Annotated in this window: 15 protein-coding genes and 1 pseudogene; 5 read left to right on the top strand and 11 right to left on the bottom strand. The window is 64.3% G+C overall.

Annotated elements, in window-relative coordinates; genetic code table 11:
* Positions 1–67 precede the first annotated feature (67 nt).
* The 4 genes and pseudogenes from V1283_RS38405 (at position 68) to trxA (ending at position 8,084) form a co-directional block, all read left to right on the top strand.
* On the top strand, positions 68–790 hold the full coding sequence (locus tag V1283_RS38405) for a nucleotidyltransferase family protein (RefSeq protein ID WP_334391764.1): 723 nt from the start codon (positions 68–70) through the stop codon (positions 788–790).
* Between the two features lie 230 nt (positions 791–1,020).
* Complete coding sequence (gene addB, locus V1283_RS38400; protein WP_334391763.1) at positions 1,021–4,167, top strand: double-strand break repair protein AddB; 3,147 nt, start codon at positions 1,021–1,023, stop codon at positions 4,165–4,167.
* Positions 4,161–7,691: pseudogene (gene addA / locus V1283_RS38395) on the top strand (double-strand break repair helicase AddA). Before addB ends, addA begins: the two are co-directional and overlap by 7 nt.
* Before the next feature lie 72 nt (positions 7,692–7,763).
* Positions 7,764–8,084 carry a thioredoxin gene (trxA, locus tag V1283_RS38390; RefSeq protein WP_016847387.1) on the top strand — a complete coding sequence of 107 codons (321 nt, stop codon included), beginning with the start codon at positions 7,764–7,766 and terminating at the stop codon, positions 8,082–8,084.
* 165 nt (positions 8,085–8,249) lie between these two features.
* On the opposite strand, the gene V1283_RS38385 is transcribed toward trxA, so the two are convergent.
* The 10 genes from V1283_RS38385 to rpsA form a co-directional block, all read right to left on the bottom strand.
* Positions 8,250–8,990, bottom strand: coding sequence for a metallophosphoesterase family protein (locus V1283_RS38385; protein WP_334391761.1), 741 nt, complete (start codon positions 8,988–8,990; stop codon positions 8,250–8,252).
* A 269-nt stretch (positions 8,991–9,259) separates the two neighbouring features.
* Complete coding sequence (locus V1283_RS38380; RefSeq protein ID WP_334391760.1) at positions 9,260–10,600, bottom strand: bifunctional folylpolyglutamate synthase/dihydrofolate synthase; 1,341 nt, start codon at positions 10,598–10,600, stop codon at positions 9,260–9,262.
* Entirely contained in the window at positions 10,597–11,538 is a 942-nt protein-coding gene (gene accD, locus V1283_RS38375; protein WP_334391759.1) for an acetyl-CoA carboxylase, carboxyltransferase subunit beta, read from the bottom strand. Before accD ends, V1283_RS38380 begins: the two co-directional genes overlap by 4 nt.
* Before the next feature lie 99 nt (positions 11,539–11,637).
* On the bottom strand, positions 11,638–12,474 hold the full coding sequence (gene trpA / locus V1283_RS38370; RefSeq protein WP_334391758.1) for a tryptophan synthase subunit alpha: 837 nt from the start codon (positions 12,472–12,474) through the stop codon (positions 11,638–11,640).
* Positions 12,471–13,688, bottom strand: coding sequence for a tryptophan synthase subunit beta (gene trpB, locus V1283_RS38365; protein WP_334391757.1), 1,218 nt, complete (start codon positions 13,686–13,688; stop codon positions 12,471–12,473). The genes trpA and trpB overlap by 4 nt, the downstream gene beginning before the upstream one ends.
* The gene (locus V1283_RS38360) at positions 13,685–14,344 is read right to left on the bottom strand and encodes a phosphoribosylanthranilate isomerase (protein WP_334391756.1); all 660 of its coding nucleotides are present in this window, start codon (positions 14,342–14,344) and stop codon (positions 13,685–13,687) included. Before V1283_RS38360 ends, trpB begins: the two co-directional genes overlap by 4 nt.
* 62 nt (positions 14,345–14,406) lie before the next feature.
* Positions 14,407–14,799 carry a LapA family protein gene (locus V1283_RS38355; protein WP_334391755.1) on the bottom strand — a complete coding sequence of 131 codons (393 nt, stop codon included), beginning with the start codon at positions 14,797–14,799 and terminating at the stop codon, positions 14,407–14,409.
* A gap of 81 nt (positions 14,800–14,880) precedes the next feature.
* Positions 14,881–15,186 (bottom strand): integration host factor subunit beta, encoded by a 306-nt coding sequence (locus V1283_RS38350; protein WP_334391754.1) that lies wholly within the window; start codon positions 15,184–15,186, stop codon positions 14,881–14,883.
* A 171-nt stretch (positions 15,187–15,357) separates the two neighbouring features.
* Positions 15,358–16,338, bottom strand: coding sequence for a signal peptide peptidase SppA (gene sppA, locus V1283_RS38345; RefSeq protein ID WP_334391753.1), 981 nt, complete (start codon positions 16,336–16,338; stop codon positions 15,358–15,360).
* 228 nt (positions 16,339–16,566) lie between these two features.
* Positions 16,567–18,297, bottom strand: coding sequence for a 30S ribosomal protein S1 (gene rpsA / locus V1283_RS38340; protein WP_108512700.1), 1,731 nt, complete (start codon positions 18,295–18,297; stop codon positions 16,567–16,569).
* A 458-nt stretch (positions 18,298–18,755) separates the two neighbouring features.
* Here rpsA and V1283_RS38335 point away from each other — a divergent pair, with 458 nt between their 5' ends.
* Entirely contained in the window at positions 18,756–18,926 is a 171-nt protein-coding gene (locus tag V1283_RS38335; protein WP_334391752.1) for a hypothetical protein, read from the top strand.
* A gap of 18 nt (positions 18,927–18,944) precedes the next feature.
* Here V1283_RS38335 and cmk read toward each other — a convergent pair whose 3' ends face one another.
* Positions 18,945–19,586: a (d)CMP kinase gene (gene cmk, locus V1283_RS38330; RefSeq protein ID WP_334393330.1), complete on the bottom strand. Its 642-nt coding sequence runs from the start codon at positions 19,584–19,586 to the stop codon at positions 18,945–18,947.
* Positions 19,587–19,669: the final 83 nt, after the last annotated feature.

Genomic DNA, 19,669 nt, shown 5'->3' with positions numbered 1-19,669 from the left:
TGCTGGTTCAAGCTCCTCGCCGTGGTATGATCCGCGGCGCGATTTGATGGTTCGAGAAATTCCAAAAATGTCCGTTACGCCCACCAAAGCCATGGTTCTTGCCGCCGGTCTCGGTTTGCGCATGCGCCCGTTGACCGACCACATGCCGAAGCCACTGGTGAGCGTGGCCGGCCAGCCGCTGCTCGATCACGTGCTGGACAAGCTCGCCAACGCCGGTGTCAGCGAGGCCGTGGTCAACGTGCATTACCTGCCCGACCAGATCATCCGGCACACCGCGAGCCGCGTCCGGCCCCGCATCATCATTTCCGACGAACGCGACGTCGTGCTTGGCACCGGCGGCGCTGTCGTGAGGGCGCTGCCCCTGCTCGGCAAGGAGCCGTTCTTCCACCTCAACGCCGACACGATGTGGATCGACGGCGTGCGGCCCAATCTGGCGCGGCTCGCCGAAACCTTCGATCCCGACCGGATGGACATCCTGCTCCTGATGGCGCCGACCACAAGCAGCATCGGCTATGCCGGACGCGGCGACTACGCCATGCTGCCGGACGGCGCGTTGCGCAAGCGGCGTGAACACCAGGTGGTGCCGTTCGTCTATGCGGGCGCGGCAATCATGTCGCCCTCGCTGTTTGCCGACGCGCCCGCCGGCGAGTTTTCGCTGACAAAAATGTTCGACCGCGCCAACGAGCAAGAACGGCTATTCGGCTTGCGGCTCGACGGCGTCTGGATGCACGTCGGAACCCCCGACGCGGTGCAGGCCGCGGAAGAGGCGTTTCTGGAAAGCGTGGCTTGAGTCGCCCAACTATCGTCGTCCCTGCGAAGGCAGGGACCCATAACCACCGGCCCTCATTTGTTGCGACGAACGTCCGCCATCTCGCCTTGAGCCGAGGGCACAACGCGGTATGGGTCCCGGCTCGCGCTTCGCTTGGCCGGGACGACAGAGAGGTGGGCATCCTCACCCTCACCCATGACCTCCTCCCAATACCTCCCTATATTGGCGCCTGACCTCGAATCAGGAAGCCCATGCGCGTTTTCAGCGTTCCCGTATCCGTCCCTTTCCTGCGCACCGTCATCGCGGCGCTGGTCGACGGTCGGCTGGTCGAGGGATTCGAGGCGCGCAGGGATCCGCTCAATCTCGCAACGGCGACGCTCTATTTGCCGACCCGGCGCGCCGGCCGGCTGGCGCGGGAAATCTTTCTCGATGAGCTGAAGACCGACGCTGCGATCCTGCCGCGCATCGTGGCGCTCGGCGACATCGACGAGGACGAGCTGGCGTTTGCGGAAGGCTCCGAACAATTCGGCGGCGTGGCACCGCTCGACGTTCCGCCGAGACTCGGCGAGCTGGAGCGCCGCCTGACGCTGGCGCATCTGGTCGCGGCATGGGCGAAAAGTCCGGTGTCGGCGCCGCTCGTGGTTGGCGGCCCGGCCTCGACATTGGCGCTGGCCGGCGACCTGGCGCGGCTGATGGACGACATGGTGACGCGCGGCGTCGCCTGGGAAGCGCTCGACAAACTTGTCCCCGACCAGTTCGACAAATACTGGCAGCACTCGCTCGAATTCCTGCGCATCGCGCGCAAGGCGTGGCCGGAGCATCTGAAGGAAATCGGCCGGATCGAACCCGCCGAACGGCGCGACCGCCTGATAGAGGCCGAAGCCGCCCGCCTGACCGCACATCATGAGGGGCCGGTGGTTGCAGCCGGCTCGACCGGTTCGATGCCGGCGACCGCAAAATTCCTGACCGCCGTGGCCGGCTTGAAGTTGGGCGCGGTGGTGCTGCCGGGGCTCGACACCGATCTCGACGAGGAAGCCTGGCAGACGATCGGCGGCGTCAGAGACGCGCAGGGTAAATTCACCACGCAGCCCTCCTCGAACCATCCGCAATTCGCGATGCACGGTCTGCTGGATCGCTTCGGCATCAAGCGAAGCGACGTCGAAATTCTCGGCACGCCAGGTCCGCAGGGACGCGAGATACTGGTCTCCGAGACGATGCGCCCCTCGAGCGCGACCGAACAATGGCACGATCGTCTGGTCCAACCGGAAGTCGCGCGAAGGATCGAAGGCGGCATCGCGAAGCTAGCCGTCGTCGAAGCGCCCAATTCGGAAATGGAGGCGCTGGCAATTGCGGTGGCGATGCGCGAGGCGCGGCACCTGAACAAATCGGCGGCGCTGGTGACGCCCGATCGCGCGCTGGCGCGGCGGGTGATGGCGGCGCTGACCCGCTGGAATCTCGAATTCGACGATTCCGGCGGCGATGCGCTGATGGATACACCAGGCGGCATTTTTGCCCGCCTTGCCGCGGAAGCTACCAGCAAGGGGCTGGAGCCGCCGACTTTGCTCGCACTGCTGAAACATCCGCTGTTTCGGCTAGGCCACGCGTCCGGCACGTTCAAGCACGCCATCGAAATCCTCGAACTGGCGCTGCTGCGCGGCACCCGGCCGCAGGCGGGAACGGCCGGATTGGCGCGCGACTTCGATCGTTTCCGCGTCGAGCTCAGGAAGCTCAGGAGCCACGAGATCTCCTCGCTTCACGCCTCCGAGCCGCGCGCGAAATTGAGGGATGACGAACTCGACCAGGCGCAGACGCTGATCGCGGCGCTGCAAAAAGCGCTGGCGCCGCTGGAAGTCATGGGCTCGTCAAAACCATTCGATTTCGCCGAACTGGCGCAACGCCACCGCGAAACGCTGATCGCGCTATCCTCGGATCAAAACGGCGTTGCAATCGCCTTCGAGGAAGCGCAAGGCGCTGCGCTGTCAGCGGCGTTCGACGACCTGCTCGCCGAACAGAAGCCGAGTGGCCTGATGGTCCAGCTCGGCGATTACCCTGATGTTTTCCAGACCGCCTATGCCGATCGCATGGTGCGGCGGCCGGAATCGGCGAGCGCGCATCTGCACATCTACGGCCAGCTCGAAGCGCGGCTGACCGAATCCGACCGCGCCATCCTCGGCGGGCTGGTCGAAGGCGTGTGGCCGCCGGCGCCGCGGGTCGATCCCTGGCTGAGCCGGCCGATGCGCCATGAACTCGGCCTCGATTTGCCGGAGCGGCGCATCGGCCTTTCCGCGCATGACTTCGCGCAATTGCTGGGAACGGACGATGTGATCCTGACCCATTCTGCCAAGGTCGGCGGCGCGCCGGCTGTCGCCTCGCGCTTTCTGCACCGGTTGGAGGCCGTCGCCGGCGAAGCGCGCTGGGACGAGGCCAAGAGCGCCGGTGAAAATTATGTCCGCTTCGCCGGCGAGTTGGACCAGCCCGACGCGGTTGAACCGATTGCGCAGCCTGCGCCAAAACCGCCGGTCGCGACGCGTCCGCTAAAACTGTCGGTCACGGCGATCGAGGACTGGCTACGCGATCCCTATACGATCTACGCGAAATATATTTTGCGGCTCGATCCGCTCGACCCCGTCGACATGCCGCTGTCGGCGGCCGACCGCGGCTCGGCGATCCATGACGCGCTCGGCGAATTCACGCAAAAGTTCGCGGACGCCCTCCCCGCCCAGCCCGCGCTGGTGCTGCGAGGTATCGGCGAGAAATTTTTCGCGCCGCTGATGGAACGGCCGGAGGCGCGCGCGCTGTGGTGGCCGCGATTCCAGCGCATCGCCGCGTGGTTTGCGGATTGGGAAGAGGCGCGGCGCGACGATATTGAGAAAATTGCCGCCGAGATCAGAGGCGAGATCAAAATTCCGCTCGACAACGAACGCATCTTCACGCTGTCCGCGCGCGCCGACCGGATCGAGCAGCGCCATGACGGCAGCTTTGCGATCCTCGATTACAAGACCGGCCAGCCGCCGACGGGAAAACAGGTTCGCATGGGCCTGTCACCGCAATTGACGCTGGAGGCTGCGATCCTGCGCGAGGGCGGCTTTGAGAATACTCACGCCGGTTCATCCGTCGGCGAACTCGTCTATGTCAGGCTCAGCGGCAACAATCCGCCAGGCGAACAGCGCTCGCTGGAACTGAAGATCAGGAACAACGATACGCCGCAGCGGCCGGACGAGGCGGCCGACTACGCGCTCGAACAGCTAGAAGCGCTGATCCGCAAATTCGAGAACGAGGAGACCGCCTACACGTCGCTTAACCTGTCGATGTGGTCGAACCGCTACGGCGCCTATGACGATCTCGCCCGGATCAAGGAATGGTCAGCGGCCGGCGGACTGGGGATCGAGGAATGGTGAAGACTGCGCGCGTCATTCCCGATGCCGTTCGCGCCACCCAGGCGCGTGCATCCGATCCGGCGGCTTCCGCCTTCGTCTCGGCCAACGCCGGCTCGGGGAAGACCCATGTGCTGGTGCAGCGGGTGATCCGGCTGCTGCTCGACGATGTCGCGCCGGAAAAAATCCTCTGCATCACTTTTACAAAAGCCGCCGCGGCCAACATGGCGGAGCGCGTCTTCACCACCCTCGGCCATTGGGTGACGCTTGACGACGACGCGCTGGATGCGGCGATCCGCGATGCCGGCATTCCCCATCCCAGTGCGCGCCTAAGGAAGTCAGCGCGCAAACTGTTCGCCTGCGCGCTGGAGACGCCGGGCGGGCTGAAGGTGCAGACGATTCACGCACTATGCACGCGGCTGCTGCAGCAATTCCCGTTCGAGGCGAATGTGCCGGCGCGGTTTGCCGTGCTCGACGATCGTGACCAGAACGAGATGATGGAGCGCGCCAATCTCGGCGTTTTCCTCGAAGCGTCGCGCAACCCCGACAGCGCGACGGGCCGCGCGCTGATGACGGCGATGGCGAGCGCGGCCGACGCCACCTTCAAGGACGTGGTGCGCGAGGCCTGTCTCAGCCGCGATCATTTCATGGCCTGGACAGACGCCGCCGGCAGCGCGCAGGCGGCCGCCGCGCAAACTTCCGCCGCGCTCGGCGTCGAGCCCGATGATCGCATTGAAGACGTCGAGCGCGAGATATTGGATGGACCGAACCTGCCGCGGTCGCACTGGCAGGAAATCGCCCAGGTCCTCGATACCGGGAGCAAGACCGATCAGGGCCAGGCCGCGCAGCTTCGCGCCGCGTTGGCGTTTTCCGGTGCAGCCCAGGTGGACGAGTATCTCTGCGTGTTTCTCACCGACGCCGATCGCACGCCGCGTAAATCTGTCGTTACAAAGAACTTTGCGCGGGACAATCCTGCGGTTGGACGCCTGTTCGAATCCGAGATTGATCGCCTCGCGCCCCTGATCGCGAAGCGCCGCGCCGTAATCGCGCGCGACCGCACTGAGGCGCTTCTTCATATCGCGACCGCAGCGGCGGCCAATTACCGGCGTGAGAAGCAGGAACGCGGGCTGCTCGACTATGACGATCTGATCGACAAGACGCTGGAGATGCTTGACCGCGTCTCCTCCGGCTGGGTGCACTACAAGCTCGACCGCGGCGTCGACCATGTGCTGATCGACGAGGCGCAGGACACCAGCCCGCGGCAATGGGACATCGTCGCGCACATCATCTCCGAATTCACTTCGGGCGCGGGCGCGCGTGATGGCGTGGTGCGAACGGTGTTCGCGGTTGGCGACGAGAAGCAGTCGATTTTTTCGTTCCAGGGCGCAGCCCCACGCGAGTTCGACCTGCGCCGCCGCGCCTTGCAGCGGAAGTTCGAGGGCGCCGGACTGAAGTTCGATCCGGTGTCGTTTACCTATTCGTTCCGGTCGGGACCGGAGATCCTGCATGCGGTCGATCAGGTGTTTCGCGAGCAGGATATCTTTCGCAGCATTCATGCGGTCGATATCGGAAATCCGATCCATCATGCGCTGGCCGACGCAGGGCCCGGCCAGATCGACCTTTGGGAATTGGCGGAAGCCGACGACCGGCAGGACATCGAAGGCTGGCGGGCGCCGTTCGACGGCGTTGCCGCGACCAGCCCCGAAGTGAAGCTTGCCCGGCGCATCCAGGCCGAGATCAAGACGTTGGTCGGCAGCGGCGTGATGACCGGCAGCAGGAATGCCCGACGGCCGCTGCGCTTTGGCGACATGCTGGTGCTGGTGCGGCGGCGCGGCAACGCGTTCGACGCCGTGATCCAGGCGCTGAAGCACGCCGGCATCCCGGTGGCTGGCGCCGACCGCCTCAAGCTGACCGAGCATATCGCGATCATCGACCTGATGAACCTCGCCGACGCGCTGCTGCTGCCGCAGGATGATCTGGCGCTGGCGGTAGCGCTGAAGAGCCCGCTGTTCGGGTTATCCGACGACGACCTGTTCAAGATCGCCTGGCAGCGCAAGGGATCGTTGCGCGCGACACTGGCCGAGCGCGCTTCGGCTGATGGCCGGTTGAGGGATGCGCTGTGGCGGCTCGAACAATGCGAACGCCGCTTTGCCCGCGAGACGCCTTTTGCGTTCTATGCCTGGCTGCTGGGCGGTGACGGCGGACGCGCGCGAATCCTGCGGCGGCTCGGACACGAAGCGAACGACGCGCTGGATGAGTTTCTGGAGCTGGCGCTGAATTACGAACGCAAGGCGCCGGCCTCGTTGCAGGGCTTTATGGCGTGGCTGCGCACCGCCGATCTCGAGGTGAAGCGCGACATGGAAATCTCGCGCGACGAGGTTCGCGTCATGACCGTGCACGGCGCCAAGGGACTGGAGGCTTCCGTCGTTTTCCTGGTGGACACCACGACGTCGCCCTCGGATACGCAGCGGCTAAAACTCATCAACCTGCCGCAAGGCAATGCCGATCCGCATGCGCCGGGCGTGGTGGTCTGGGCCGGCCGCAAGGCCGAGGATCCACCGGCCGTCGTCGCGGCCCGCGCGGCGATGATCGACGATACCGAAGATGAGTACCGCCGCCTGCTCTATGTCGCGATGACGCGCGCCGCGGACAGGTTGATCGTCGGCGGCTGCCTGCCCGGCAACATGAAGAGCGTGCGGCCGCTGTCCTGGTACGATCTGATCACCAAGGGTCTCGCCGGTTCCACCTTGCAGCTTCAGGAGCTCGAAACCGCGGTAGGCCGGGTGAAGCGCTATACCCGAGCGGGGGAGACCGCGCCGTCGGCCGCTCCCGCTGCTGCGGCGTCCCCGCCGGCGTCGACGGTGCTGCCCAACTGGCTGCTGACCCCGGCGCAGCCGGAAATTTCAGCAGAAAGTTTTGTGCGGCCATCCGACCCCGCAGATGACGATAGCCACAAGGTACGGACGGCCGAATCGCTCACGCAACGCGCCCGCGCCCTGCAGCGCGGGACGCTGGTGCACCGGCTCCTGCAATCGCTGCCCGATATCGCGGCCCCGCGCCGCCGCGAGGCCGCGCTGGCCTATCTCGTCCGCAATGCCGATGGCTGGATCGAGGAGGAACGGCAGGCGCTGGCCGAAAGCACGCTGGCGTTGATTGCGGATGCGCGCTTCGCGGCCGTGTTTGCCCCCGGCAGCCGCGCCGAAGTCTCGATCGTCGGGCGGCTGGAGCGGCCAGGCGGCCGGCCGGCGCTGGTATCCGGGCAGATCGACCGTTTGGTCGTCACCGACAGCGAGGTCCTGATCGTCGATTTCAAGACCAACCACGCCCCGCCGAGCCGGCCTGACGAGGCGCCGAGGGGCTATGTCCGCCAGCTCGCGCTGTACCGGGCGGTGCTTGGCAAGCTTTATCCCCAGCGGATGGTCCGAGCGGCGCTGCTTTGGACCGAAACCGCTGAATTAATGGAGATTTCAGCCCCCGCGCTGGAGGCCGAGCTGGCATCCATCATCTCGGCGTGACCCGTGCTTGACCCGGCAGGATCGCGTTCATAGGTTTGACGCTATCATCCCGGGCGCGATTCTCATCCTGCGCCGCTTAATTCCTAACTGAACGAGGTAATTCCCATGGCCGTTGGCAAGGTTTCTGACGCCGATTTCGAAGCCGAAGTGCTCAAGGCGACCGGGCCGGTGGTCGTCGATTTCTGGGCCGAGTGGTGCGGCCCCTGCCGCATGATCGCCCCCGCCCTCGACGAGATTTCCGGCGCGATGGGCGACAAGGTCAAGATCGTGAAGCTGAACGTCGACGAGAGCCCGAAGACGGCCTCGAAATACGGCGTGATGTCGATCCCGACCCTGATGATCTTCAAGGGCGGCGAGATGGCCTCCCGCCAGGTCGGCGCCGCGCCGAAGGCGAAGCTGCAGCAGTGGATCACTGCTGCGGTCTGATCGGCTTTCTATTTGCTGATTGTGAAACGGCCGGCGAATAGCCGGCCGTTTTGTTTTTGCGGCGAATGATCTCGTAGCCCGGGTGGAGCGAAGCAAAACCCGGGGCGCTACCTTCGCGGCGCGATCCTCCCGGATTGCGCTTCGCTCCATCCGGGCTACGAATCTTTAGCCCATCCAACCCGTCTCCAGCGCTGACGCCAGTTCGGCCTGGCCGTTCTGTCGCGCGAGCGTCGCCATCGCCTCGTGATCATACGGCACATGCCGGAACGCGATGCGCCAGCTGCCGTCGACGAGTTCGAGGATCGCGTAACGCGCATCCGGCGTGCCGGCCTCGATGACATGCGGAAACGGATGAGTATCGCGATAGCCGGGTGAACCGACGCTGCCGGGATTGACGATCAATCGGCCATCGCGAAGCCTGACCGCACGGGCGAGATGGGTATGCGCGCAGAGGATCAAGGACTGCGTGATGCCTTGTGCGTGTTTCTCGATTGCATCCAGCGCTGACATCCGCACCGTGCCGTCGGGCAAGACCGTCTCCAGCCAGTAGATCTCGTCATGGTCAGGCGTCGCGTGACAGAGAAACACCTGATCGCGAAACACGGCCGTCTTTGGCACCGCGCGCAGCCAATCGAGATGGCGCACTTCGAGCTGCGCATGGGCGGGGCGATCCCATGATCCCATCTTTTCCGGCGGCCGATCGATCAGATAGCGATCATGATTGCCGAGCACGTGAACGGCATCGAGCGCCATCAGCGCGTCCATGGTTCGCCGCGCATCAAGCGGGTCGCTCGCCATGTCGCCGAGATTGACGATCTCGCCAATGCCTTGGGCGCGGATGTCGGCCAGCACGGCTTCCAGCGCGAGATAGTTTCCGTGCACGTCGGCAATCGCGGCAAAGCGCATGGGAATTTCAACTTTCGGCAGCTGTGGTTGTACGACCGTGCAAAAACGTTGTTAGGGCATTTAACTCATTTGGGTGAGACCAGCCTGCAACATCATCCTTTGTTATAAAGGCGGAACCCGCGTTCCGACTCGCAGTTCGCGGACGTTTTGGCTAGTCTTTACAAAGACCGGGGCTGGCTAGTTCATAAATAATCAATATTTCTACCCGGGCGGCCGCTGAAAGCAATTTCAGCGGCCATTTGATTTTTCGGATTAATTTTCTTCGGACGTTACCCCGGCGGCGTGCCGTTGATCGCAAGCACATGACCGGCGAGATAGAGCGAGCCGGTGATCAGGATGCGTGGCGGCACTTCGTAAGCGAGGCGCGACAGCGCATGTAGCGCAGCTTCGACGCTCGCAGCATTTTCCACGCGCATGCCGAGCGCGCGCGCCGCATCGGCCAACCGATCCGGCGGCATCGCATTGTCGCGGCCGGGAATCGGCACGGTGACGATGTGCCGTGTCAGGCCGGCGAAATTGGCGAGGAATGCGCCCGCATCCTTGTTCGCCATCATGCCGGCGATTACCACCAGCGGGCGCGACACGCGCTCCTCGAGATCGCCGAGCGCCGCCGCCGTGACGCGTCCGCCTTCCGCATTGTGCGCGCCATCGAGCCAGATCTCGCACCCCTTCGGCCCCTGATCAACCAGCGCGCCTGCGACCAGCCGCTGCATCCGCGCCGGCCACTCGGCGCCAACGATGCCGGCCTCGAATGCCGGCATCCCGATCTTGAACGCCTCGATCGCTCGCAACGTTGCGATCGCAAGACCGGCATTGTCGAATTGATGCCGCCCGAACAGCTTTGGCGCTGCGAGGTCCATCAGGCCGCGCTCGTCCTGATAGACCAGTCGGCCGCGCTCGACGCCGACATGCCATTGCTGTCCCGCCGCATGCAGCGGCGCGCGCATGCGCTTTGCCTGCGCCTCGATCACCGACATCGCCTCCGGCGCCTGCTCGGCGCAGATCACCGGCGCGCTGCGCTTGATGATGGCGGCCTTCTCACCCGCGATGGCGGTGAGCGTGCTGCCGAGGAATTCGGTGTGGTCCATGCTGACGCGCGTGATGACGGTCGCGATCGGCCTGTCGATCACGTTGGTGGCATCGAGCCGGCCGCCGAGGCCAGTCTCCAGCAGCACGACATCGGCCTCGTGCTCCGCAAACAGGCAGAACGCGGCCGCGGTCTCCATCTCGAAAATCGTGATCGGCTCGCCCGCATTGACCTGTTCGCAGTGCTCCAGCACCCGGCGCAACTCGGCATCGCTTGCCAACTGGCCGCCGCCCTTCTCGCCGATGCGGAAGCATTCGTTGATCCGCACCAGGTAGGGCGAGGTGTAGACGTGCACGCGCAGGCCTGCGGCCTCGAGGATCGCGCGCAGATAGGCGATGGTGGAGCCCTTGCCGTTGGTGCCCGCGATATGGATCACCGGGGGCAGCGTGGCTTCCGGATGATCGAGCCGCGCCAGCAGGCGGTGCATGCGATCGAGGCTGAGATCGATGCGCTTCGGATGCAAGGCAGACAGCCGCGCGATCAATTCACCGAGCGGCTGGGGTTTGGCGGCAGGTAGATTCACGCGTGGGGCGCAGCCGGCACGACTTCCGGCGCCGATACGATCTGCGCCGGATCGGTAACCTGCTGCGCAGGTTTTGAGGCGGCTTCGAGCGCCGGGGATTTCGTCAGCAGCCGGCACAGCCGCGCCAGCGTCGGACGCATCTGGTGGCGATGCACCACCATGTCGACCATGCCGTGGTCGAGCAGATATTCGGCGCGCTGGAATCCTTCCGGCAGTTTTTCGCGGATGGTCTGTTCGATCACGCGCGCACCGGCGAAGCCGATCAGCGCGCCGGGCTCGGCGATCTGCACGTCGCCCAGCATGGCGTAGGAGGCGGTGACGCCGCCGGTGGTCGGATTGGTCAGCACCACGATGTAGGGCAGCTTCGCTTCCCGCAGCATCTGCACGCCGACGGTGGTACGCGGCATCTGCATCAGCGACAGGATGCCTTCCTGCATCCGCGCGCCGCCGGAGGCCGCGAACACGATGAATGGCGACTTCTTCTCCACCGCGAGTTCGAGCCCGCGCACGATCGCCTCGCCCGCGGCCATGCCGAGCGAGCCGCCCATGAAATCAAAATCCTGCACCGCGATGACGACGCCGGCGCCCTCCAGCTTGCCGTAGCCGACCTTGATGGCGTCGTTCAGTCCCGTTTTGGCGCGCGCGTCCTTGATGCGGTCGACATATTTGCGCTCGTCGCGAAATTTCAGCGGATCGGCCGTCACTTCCGGCAACGCGATGTCGTACCAGGTCTCGTTGTCGAAGATCGACTTCAGCCGCGCCACCGCGCCCATGCGCATGTGGTAGTTCGAGCCGGGAATGACGAACTGGTTGGCCTCCACGTCCTTGTAGAACACGAGCTGCCCGGAATCCGGACACTTGATCCACAAATTCTCCGGCGTCTCGCGGCGCAGGATGTTGCGGATTTTTGGCCGGACGACATTGGTGAGCCAATTCATGTTTCGCTCCGAAATGCGGTTAAGCGCATTGACTGGAATATGGCGACCCAGGCTCAGCCCAACAAGCCGCGACTCACGCCTATTCCACGCAATTATGGCTTATTCTGCGGCCTGTTTCGCGCCTCTTACGCCCTGTGCCAGCGCGGACACCAGATCGGCGACGGCACCGACGGTTTTAGGGGTCGCGCGGCCCTCGGAATCCAGGCTGGCGCGGAGCGCATCGACCAGCGCGGTGCCAACCACGGCGCCGTTGGCATTCTCCGCAATCGCGCGCGCCGCGTCCGGCGTGCGGATGCCGAAGCCGACGCAAACCGGCAGTTTGGTATGACGCTTGATGCGGGCGACGGCCTCGCCGACCACCGTGGAATCGGCGCTGGCGCTGCCGGTGATCCCGGTGATGGCGACGTAATAGACAAAGCCCGACGTATTCGCGAGCACCGCCGGCAGGCGCTTGTCGTCGGTGGTCGGCGTCGCCAGACGGATGAAATTGAGCCCCGCCTTCATCGCCGGAATGCAAAGCTCGGTGTCTTCCTCCGGCGGCAGGTCGACGATGATCAGGCCGTCGACGCCGGCGGTCCTGGCATCGGCGAGGAATTTATCGACGCCGTAAATATAGATCGGATTGTAGTAGCCCATCAGCACCAGCGGCGTGGCGTCGTCGTCCTTGCGGAAGCCGCGGACCAACTCCAGCGTCTTCCTCAGGGTCATGCCGGCTTTGAGCGCGCGCAGGCCCGCCGCCTGGATCGACGGCCCATCCGCCATCGGATCGGTAAAGGGCATGCCGATCTCGATGATGTCGGCGCCGGCCTTCGGCAGCGCCTTGATGATGTCGAGCGACGTTTTTGGATCGGGATCGCCGGCCATCAGGAAGGTGACGAACGCCGAGCGACCCTGCCTGGCGAGGTCGGCGAAACGAGCATCGATGCGGGTGGTCACTTCTTCTTGCCCTTCAAGATGTCGCCGACCTGCGGCACGTCCTTGTCGCCGCGGCCGGAGAGGTTGACCACCATCAGATGATCTTTTGGCCGCTTCGGCGCGAGCTCCATCACCTTGGCGATCGCATGTGCCGGCTCGAGTGCGGGGATGATGCCTTCCAGCCGCGACAGCAGCTGAAACGCTTCAAGCGCCTCGTCGTCGGTCGCCGACAGATAGGTGACGCGGCCGGTCTCGTGCAGCCAGGAATGCTCCGGCCCGATGCCAGGATAATCCAGCCCCGCCGAGATCGAATGCGCGTCCTGGATCTGGCCGTCGTCATCCATCAAGAGATAGGTGCGGTTGCCGTGCAGCACGCCGGCACGGCCGCCCGCGATCGAGGCGGCATGCAGTTGCGTCAGTCCATGCCCCGCCGCTTCGACGCCAAAAATTTCGACGGAGGGATCGTCCAGGAACGGATGAAACAGACCCATCGCGTTGGAGCCGCCGCCGATGCAGGCGATAAGCGAATCCGGCAGCCGGCCTTCGGCCTCCTGCATCTGCACGCGCGTCTCGTCGCCGATCACGGACTGGAAGTCGCGCACCATCATCGGATAGGGATGCGGACCCGCCACCGTGCCGATGCAGTAGAATGTGTTGTGCACGTTGGTGACCCAATCACGCAGCGCGTCGTTCATCGCGTCCTTCAGCGTGCGCGATCCCGATTGCACCGGGATCACCTTGGCGCCGAGCATTTCCATCCGGATCACGTTGGGCTGCTGCCGTTCGACGTCGACGGCGCCCATATAGACCACGCAGTCGAGCCCGAACCGCGCGCACAACGTCGCGGTGGCGACGCCGTGCTGGCCGGCGCCGGTCTCGGCGATGATGCGCTTCTTGCCCATGCGGCGCGCGACCATGATCTGGCCGAGCACGTTGTTGACCTTGTGCGAACCGGTGTGGTTGAGCTCCTCGCGCTTGAAATAGATTTTCGCGCCGCCAAGATGATCGGTCAGGCGCTCGGCGAGATAGAGCGGCGACGGACGGCCGACATAGTGCTTGAGGTAGCCGTTCATCTCGGCCTGGAACGCCGGATCGGCCTTGGCGTCAGCGTAAGCCTTTTCCAGGTCGAGGATCAGCGGCATCAGCGTCTCGGCGACGAAACGTCCGCCAAAAATGCCGAAATGCCCGCGCTCGTCGGGACCGCTACGGAATGAATTGAGCAGGTTTGGATTCATCGGGCCATCAGTTCTTCGGTGGCGCGCGCGGCGCGAATGAAATTACGGATCATCTCGGGATCCTTGACACCGGGCGCGCTTTCCACGCCGGAGGATACATCGACGCCGCCGGCGCGGGTGACGCGGACCGCCTCCGCGACGTTGTCGGCGGAAAGCCCGCCCGAGACCATGAAGGGCAGCTGGAGATCGAGCTTTTCCAAAACGTGCCAGTCGAACACGGCCCCCAGCCCGCCGGGGCGGGTGGCGCCCTTGGGCGCGCGGGCGTCGAACAGGATGCGGTCGGCGACGCTGGCATAGCCCGGCAGCGCCGCGAGATCGGTCGACGTCTCGACCGCTATCACCTTCATGACCGGCAGTGCGAACTTCGCCTTGATGTCGCGTACGCGCGCGGTGGTTTCCTTGCCGTGCAGCTGCAGCAGGTCCGGACGCAGCGTCTCGACGATATTTTCGAGCGTCGCGTCGTCCGCATCGACGGTCAGCGCCACCTTGGTCGCGCGGCCCGTGGCCTGCCTGCCGAGTTCCCGCGCGGTCTCGAGACTGAGATGGCGCGGCGACGGTGGAAAAAACACGAAGCCAACCATGTCGGCGCCAGCCGCAAGCGCTGTGTCGAGCGTCTCGCGGGTGGACAGGCCGCAAATTTTGACGAGCAGGGACATGGTTTCTCGGGTACGGATTTCGAGCCCCGTAACCGGCTGGAACAGGGCTGACGGGGCGGGTTCTACAACGTCGCGCCCTGCTTGTCTCGCCCTGTAGCCCCGTAGATGCCGTACTGGGAGGGCGCCGGAAGCCGCTGCTGATCGGCCCGGGAAACCGCCGCTGCGGCCCTTAAATCGGCGGTCTCAGCCCTCGCCCGGCGGGCATCCGCCTCATGCTGGCGTGCCGCGCGGCGCCAGTGGCGCTGGCGGAACCAGGTCGCCATGCCGCCCGCCGCCACCCCCAGAATAGCCACCGCAATGATTACGGCGAATAGCGGCATCGACACCGCAATCGCCGGATCGGTCGAATTGAAGGGATCGAACGATACCGTCACGAAATGGCGGTTGGCGACCGCGAAGACGATAAAGATGAGCCCTAGGGGAATGACGACCAGCGCCGTGAAGAACTTTCGCATGACCATCCGCTCGTAGTGATCGGAGAAAGGCGGGGATGAAACCCTGCAACACGGCTACATCTAGTTAAACTCGAAAAGCGCCTACGCGCCGGCCTCGGGCGAGCCATCCTCGCGATTCAGCCGCTCGCGCATTTCCTTGCCGGTCTTGAAGAACGGCACGCTCTTCTGGTCGACCGGCACATGCGCGCCGGTGCGTGGATTGCGCCCCGCGCGCGCCGGGCGATGCTTGACCGAGAAAGCGCCGAAACCGCGCAGCTCGACACGGTCGCCGCGCGCTAGCGCAGCGACGATCTCATCGAGGATCGCATTCACAATGTTCTCCACATCCCGCTGGTAGAGGTGCGGGTTGTGCTCGGCGATGCGCTGAACAAGTTCGGATTTGATCATCGAAGTTGGGATCCGGGACCGTGCGGATAACCATTTCCGTGAAAATGCCTTGCACTGTCAAGTCGCTAAATCACTTTTGGGCAGCGCGAAAGCACGTGACAAACGACCCGGAGGGGGTTTGTGACGACACCCGCAGTGCGGGAGAATGTGACGAACCGCAGCCGGTGCGGCTCAGTTGGTGGCTGCGGGGCGCCACAACGCCAACATGCCGCCAAGCGAGAGCTGATCGACCGCCTGGGCAACGCCGGCCTGCTCGATCTGGCGCGCGATGGAACTCAGGCCGAGCGCATCGAACGTGACAGAAGCCGCCGCGCGCAGGAACGTCAGGTCGCCGAACTGCGGGGTCAGCTTGTAATCGCGCACTGGCAGATCGCTCTTGATCTTCTTTTCGGCAACCAGCCAGGCAATGGCTGCTTTTTCATCACCAAGCTGATCGATAAGCTTCAATTCGACCGCCTGACGACCAGTGAAGACCCGTCCGTCCGCAACCTTTTCGAGTAGCGCGTCGTCCATGCCGCGCCGCTCCTTCACCAGGCCGCGGAACCAGGCATAGGAATCCTTCACCAGCGCGTCGAGCGCGGCGCGCGCCTCCGGGCTGGTCGGCTCGAAACCGTTGGGCGCAGCCTTCAACGGCGAGGATTTCACCTCCTCGACCTTGACGCCCACGGTCTTCATCAGGTCAGTGAAATTCGGAAACTGGAACAGCACGCCGATCGAGCCGACCAGCGAGCTCTGGCGGGCGACGATATGATCGGCTGCGATCGCCGTGATGTAACCGCCCGACGCGGCCAGCCCCTCGACCACCACCACCAGCGGCTTCTTGGCCTTCACGCGCACCAGCGAATCATAGAGCTGCTCGGAGCCGGCCGTGGTGCCGCCCGGCGAGTTGATGTGGACGATGACGGCGACGTGGCTCGATTTCTCCAGCCGCTCCAGCGCCTCGACCCGTTGCTGGTCGCTGCGGATCAGGCCTTCGATGTTGACCCGCGCGATCGATCCCGATGCCGAGAGCGCAGCCGGCCCGATCTTTGTCGCGATCGCGCCGACGGTGACGATCGCCGCGATGGCAACCAGGCCAGCCGCGACACGCCAGAAGGTCAGCTTGCGGCGGATCCTGCGGCGATCGACGATCACGTCCGAATCGAGCGACATCGAATTTCTCCTGAAATAATCAGCGCGTTTTGCGCTCGCAGCGTGAGCTAAGCGTTACCTGATTATATCAATTGCGGTGCAATATGAAGAAAACAAGACCCCTGCAATTGTAGCCCGGATGGAGCGAAGCGAAATCCGGGCTACGGGCGCCGCCGGGATGACGGCTCAAACGAAAAAAGGCCCCGGTCGAAACCGGGGCCTGATGTCACAGACAGATAAGCTAAGCGCTTACTTGTCTCGGTTCTTGAGCGCGGTGCCGAGAATGTCGCCCAGCGTCGCTCCCGAATCAGAGGAGCCGTATTGCGCGATGGCTTCCTTCTCTTCGGCAACTTCCAGCGCCTTGATCGAGACCTGCACCTTGCGGGCCTTCTTGTCGAACTGGATCACGCGGGCATCGACCTTCTCGCCGACGGCGAAACGTTCGGCGCGCTGATCGTTGCGGTCACGGGCGAGTTCGGAGCGCTTGATGAAGGTGGTGAAGTCGGTGCCCGAGATCTTCACCTCGATGCCGGCTTCCTTCACTTCGAGCACTTCGCAGGTCACGACCGCGCCCTTCTTGACGTCGCCAGGTTCTGCGAAGGGGTCGCCTTCGAGCTGCTTGACGCCGAGCGAGATGCGCTCCTTTTCGACATCGACGTCGAGCACCACGGCCTTGACCATGTCGCCCTTCTTGAAGTTGTCGATGACCTGCTCGCCCGGAAGCTTCCAGTCGAGGTCGGACAGATGGACCATGCCGTCGACGTCGCCGTCGAGACCGAGGAACAGACCGAACTCGGTCTTGTTCTTGACTTCGCCTTCGACGGTCGAACCGACCGGGAACTTCTCGACGAAGACTTCCCAGGGGTTGCGCATGGTCTGCTTGAGGCCGAGCGAGATGCGGCGCTTGACCGAATCGACTTCCAGGACCTGCACTTCGACTTCCTGCGAGGTCGAAACGATCTTGCCGGGGTGCATGTTCTTCTTGGTCCACGACATTTCCGAGACGTGGATCAGGCCTTCGATACCCGGCTCCAGTTCGACGAACGCGCCGTAGTCGGTGATGTTGGTGACGCGGCCGGTGAAGCGCGCGTTCAGCGGATACTTCGCCTCGATGCCCTGCCACGGATCGTCCAGCAACTGCTTCATGCCGAGCGAAATGCGGTGGGTCTCGTGGTTGATCTTGATGATCTTGACCTTCACGGTCTGGCCGATGGTGAGCACCTCGGTCGGGTGGTTGACCCGGCGCCAGGCGATATCGGTGACGTGAAGCAGGCCGTCGATGCCGCCGAGATCAACGAACGCACCGTAATCGGTGATGTTCTTGACCACGCCGTCGATCACCTGACCTTCTTCGAGGTTCTGCACCAGTTCCTGGCGCTGCTCGGCGCGGGTCTCTTCAAGAACCGTGCGGCGCGACACCACGATGTTGCCGCGGCGGCGATCCATCTTGAGGATCTGGAACGGCTGCGAGTTGTTCATCAGCGGCGCAACGTCGCGGATCGGGCGGATGTCGACCTGCGAGCGCGGCAGGAAGGCGACAGCGCCGTCGAGGTCGACGGTGAAGCCGCCCTTGACCTGGTTGAAGATGACGCCGTGAACCTTCTCGTTGTTGTTGAAGGCCTTCTCGAGCTTGCCCCAGCTTTCCTCGCGGCGCGCCTTGTCGCGCGACAGCACGGCTTCGCCGAGCGCATTTTCGATCCGATCGAGGAACACCTCGACCTCGTCGCCAACCTTGAGATCGCTTTCGCGGCCGGGGCCGGCGAATTCGCGCAGCGCCACGCGGCCTTCGGTCTTCAGGCCGACGTCGATGACGGCCATGTCCTTTTCAATTGCAACTACCTTGCCCTTGATGACGGAGCTTTCCTGCAGATTGCCGCCGGCGAAGGACTCGTCCAGCATTGCAGCGAAATCGTCACGGGTAGGATTATAAGAAGCAGCAGTCGAAGCCATATGTTCTCCAGATGCGGTATTGCCGGCCATTCGGGTTAAGGGGCGTATCGCGCGTGAAGTGTCGGGGTCCGCAAATCCCAACGACCGCTGTTTGCGGGAGGCGCAAAAGCGGGCCGGCAGCATGCCTGCACGTTCGGTACGTTTGATTTATCCGGAGCCTGAAACGAGCGTATCGACTTCAAGAACCTGGAGCGGGCTTTCCTCCAATGACAGCAGGGGTTCAAACCTCCCGCCGGCCCGCTCGGACAGCCCTGATCTTATCGATGGCGGCCCGGATGGGCGTGGATATAGCCCCAAGGGCCATTTTCGGCAAGCCGGAAATGCCCGATTTACGGGCCCTTAAGGCTGACGGACGCTAACCATGGTCCCGCGCTTTCAACGCCTTATTGACCGCATGACGCGAAAGGTCCGCGGGCCTTGGGTGGGCTGGAACCCGACCTTAATCGCGGCCTCATACGATGGCGCCGTCCAAAAACAGGGGTGCCCCCATGAAGAGCCTGATTGCTCTGACCGCCATCGCCGCCTTTACCGTCGCCACGGCCGTTGCCGGCAAGCCGGGTGCCTTTGCGACCGACAAGGCGATTGCCGCTGCCAAATCGAAGCCCGTCATGATGGCCGAACAGCAATTGCCCTTCGATCGCGCACGCTCCAAGAACTGACACGCGTTTCGGACCCAACTAGCGAGAGCTTCCCCGCCCGGCGCGGACCGCCTCGACGATCGCAATGGCGGCGCGAACGCCGCCTTCGATGTCGAGATTGGAATTATCCAGGATATGGGCGTCCTCGGCGGCCTTCAGGGGGGCGGCTGCGCGGTTCTTGTCCCGTTCATCGCGCTTGAGAATATCGGCCAGAACCAGCGCCTCGTCGGCGGCTTCGCCGCGCGCCAGCGCCTCCAGCGTGCGGCGGCGGGCACGCACATGCGGGTCGGCGACCACGAAAATCTTCACATCGGCATTCGGGCAGATCACGGTTCCGATGTCGCGCCCGTCGAGCACGGCGCCCGGCGGATCGGCCGCGAACTGGCGCTGAAAATTGACCAGCGCCTCGCGCACGCTGGGTATTGCCGACACGACAGAGGCGGCATCGCCGATGCGCTGCGTCTTCAACTCGGGATGGCCGAACCTTTCGGGATCGAGCTCCATGGCAACCGCCACCGCCCGCGCCTCGTCGGTGAGGTCAAACCCCTCATCCAGCAGCGCTTTCGCGACCGCGCGATAGATCACGCCGGTGTCGAGATGGCGATAGCCGTAATGGTGGGCGAGGCGTTTGCCGAGCGTGCCCTTGCCGGATGCCGCCGGTCCGTCGATGGCGATGATCATCAGAGCCATGTGCGACAGAGCGGCCATGTGGTCAAGGCCGTGGAGACGCAGGTGCGTCCAAATGTTCCTCGCCCAGGCCGTCG

The organism is Bradyrhizobium sp. AZCC 2262, assembly GCF_036924535.1.
Classification (GTDB): domain Bacteria; phylum Pseudomonadota; class Alphaproteobacteria; order Rhizobiales; family Xanthobacteraceae; genus Bradyrhizobium.
This window is presented reverse-complemented; position numbering and strand designations above follow the sequence as displayed.

Excerpts from the sequence above, each read along its gene's own strand:
- V1283_RS38405 (WP_334391764.1), top strand. The coding sequence starts at position 68 with ATGTCCGTTACGCCCACCAAAGCCATGGTTCTTGCCGCCGGTCTCGGT.
- addB (WP_334391763.1), top strand. The coding sequence starts at position 1,021 with ATGCGCGTTTTCAGCGTTCCCGTATCCGTCCCTTTCCTGCGCACCGTC.
- trxA (WP_016847387.1), top strand. The coding sequence starts at position 7,764 with ATGGCCGTTGGCAAGGTTTCTGACGCCGATTTCGAAGCCGAAGTGCTC.
- V1283_RS38385 (WP_334391761.1), bottom strand. The coding sequence starts at position 8,990 with ATGCGCTTTGCCGCGATTGCCGACGTGCACGGAAACTATCTCGCGCTG.
- accD (WP_334391759.1), bottom strand. The coding sequence starts at position 11,538 with ATGAATTGGCTCACCAATGTCGTCCGGCCAAAAATCCGCAACATCCTG.
- trpB (WP_334391757.1), bottom strand. The coding sequence starts at position 13,688 with ATGAATCCAAACCTGCTCAATTCATTCCGTAGCGGTCCCGACGAGCGC.
- V1283_RS38360 (WP_334391756.1), bottom strand. The coding sequence starts at position 14,344 with ATGTCCCTGCTCGTCAAAATTTGCGGCCTGTCCACCCGCGAGACGCTC.
- V1283_RS38355 (WP_334391755.1), bottom strand. The coding sequence starts at position 14,799 with ATGCGAAAGTTCTTCACGGCGCTGGTCGTCATTCCCCTAGGGCTCATC.
- V1283_RS38350 (WP_334391754.1), bottom strand. The coding sequence starts at position 15,186 with ATGATCAAATCCGAACTTGTTCAGCGCATCGCCGAGCACAACCCGCAC.
- sppA (WP_334391753.1), bottom strand. The coding sequence starts at position 16,338 with ATGTCGCTCGATTCGGACGTGATCGTCGATCGCCGCAGGATCCGCCGC.
- rpsA (WP_108512700.1), bottom strand. The coding sequence starts at position 18,297 with ATGGCCGGCAATACCGCATCTGGAGAACATATGGCTTCGACTGCTGCT.
- V1283_RS38335 (WP_334391752.1), top strand. The coding sequence starts at position 18,756 with ATGAAGAGCCTGATTGCTCTGACCGCCATCGCCGCCTTTACCGTCGCC.
- cmk (WP_334393330.1), bottom strand. The coding sequence starts at position 19,586 with ATGATCATCGCCATCGACGGACCGGCGGCATCCGGCAAGGGCACGCTC.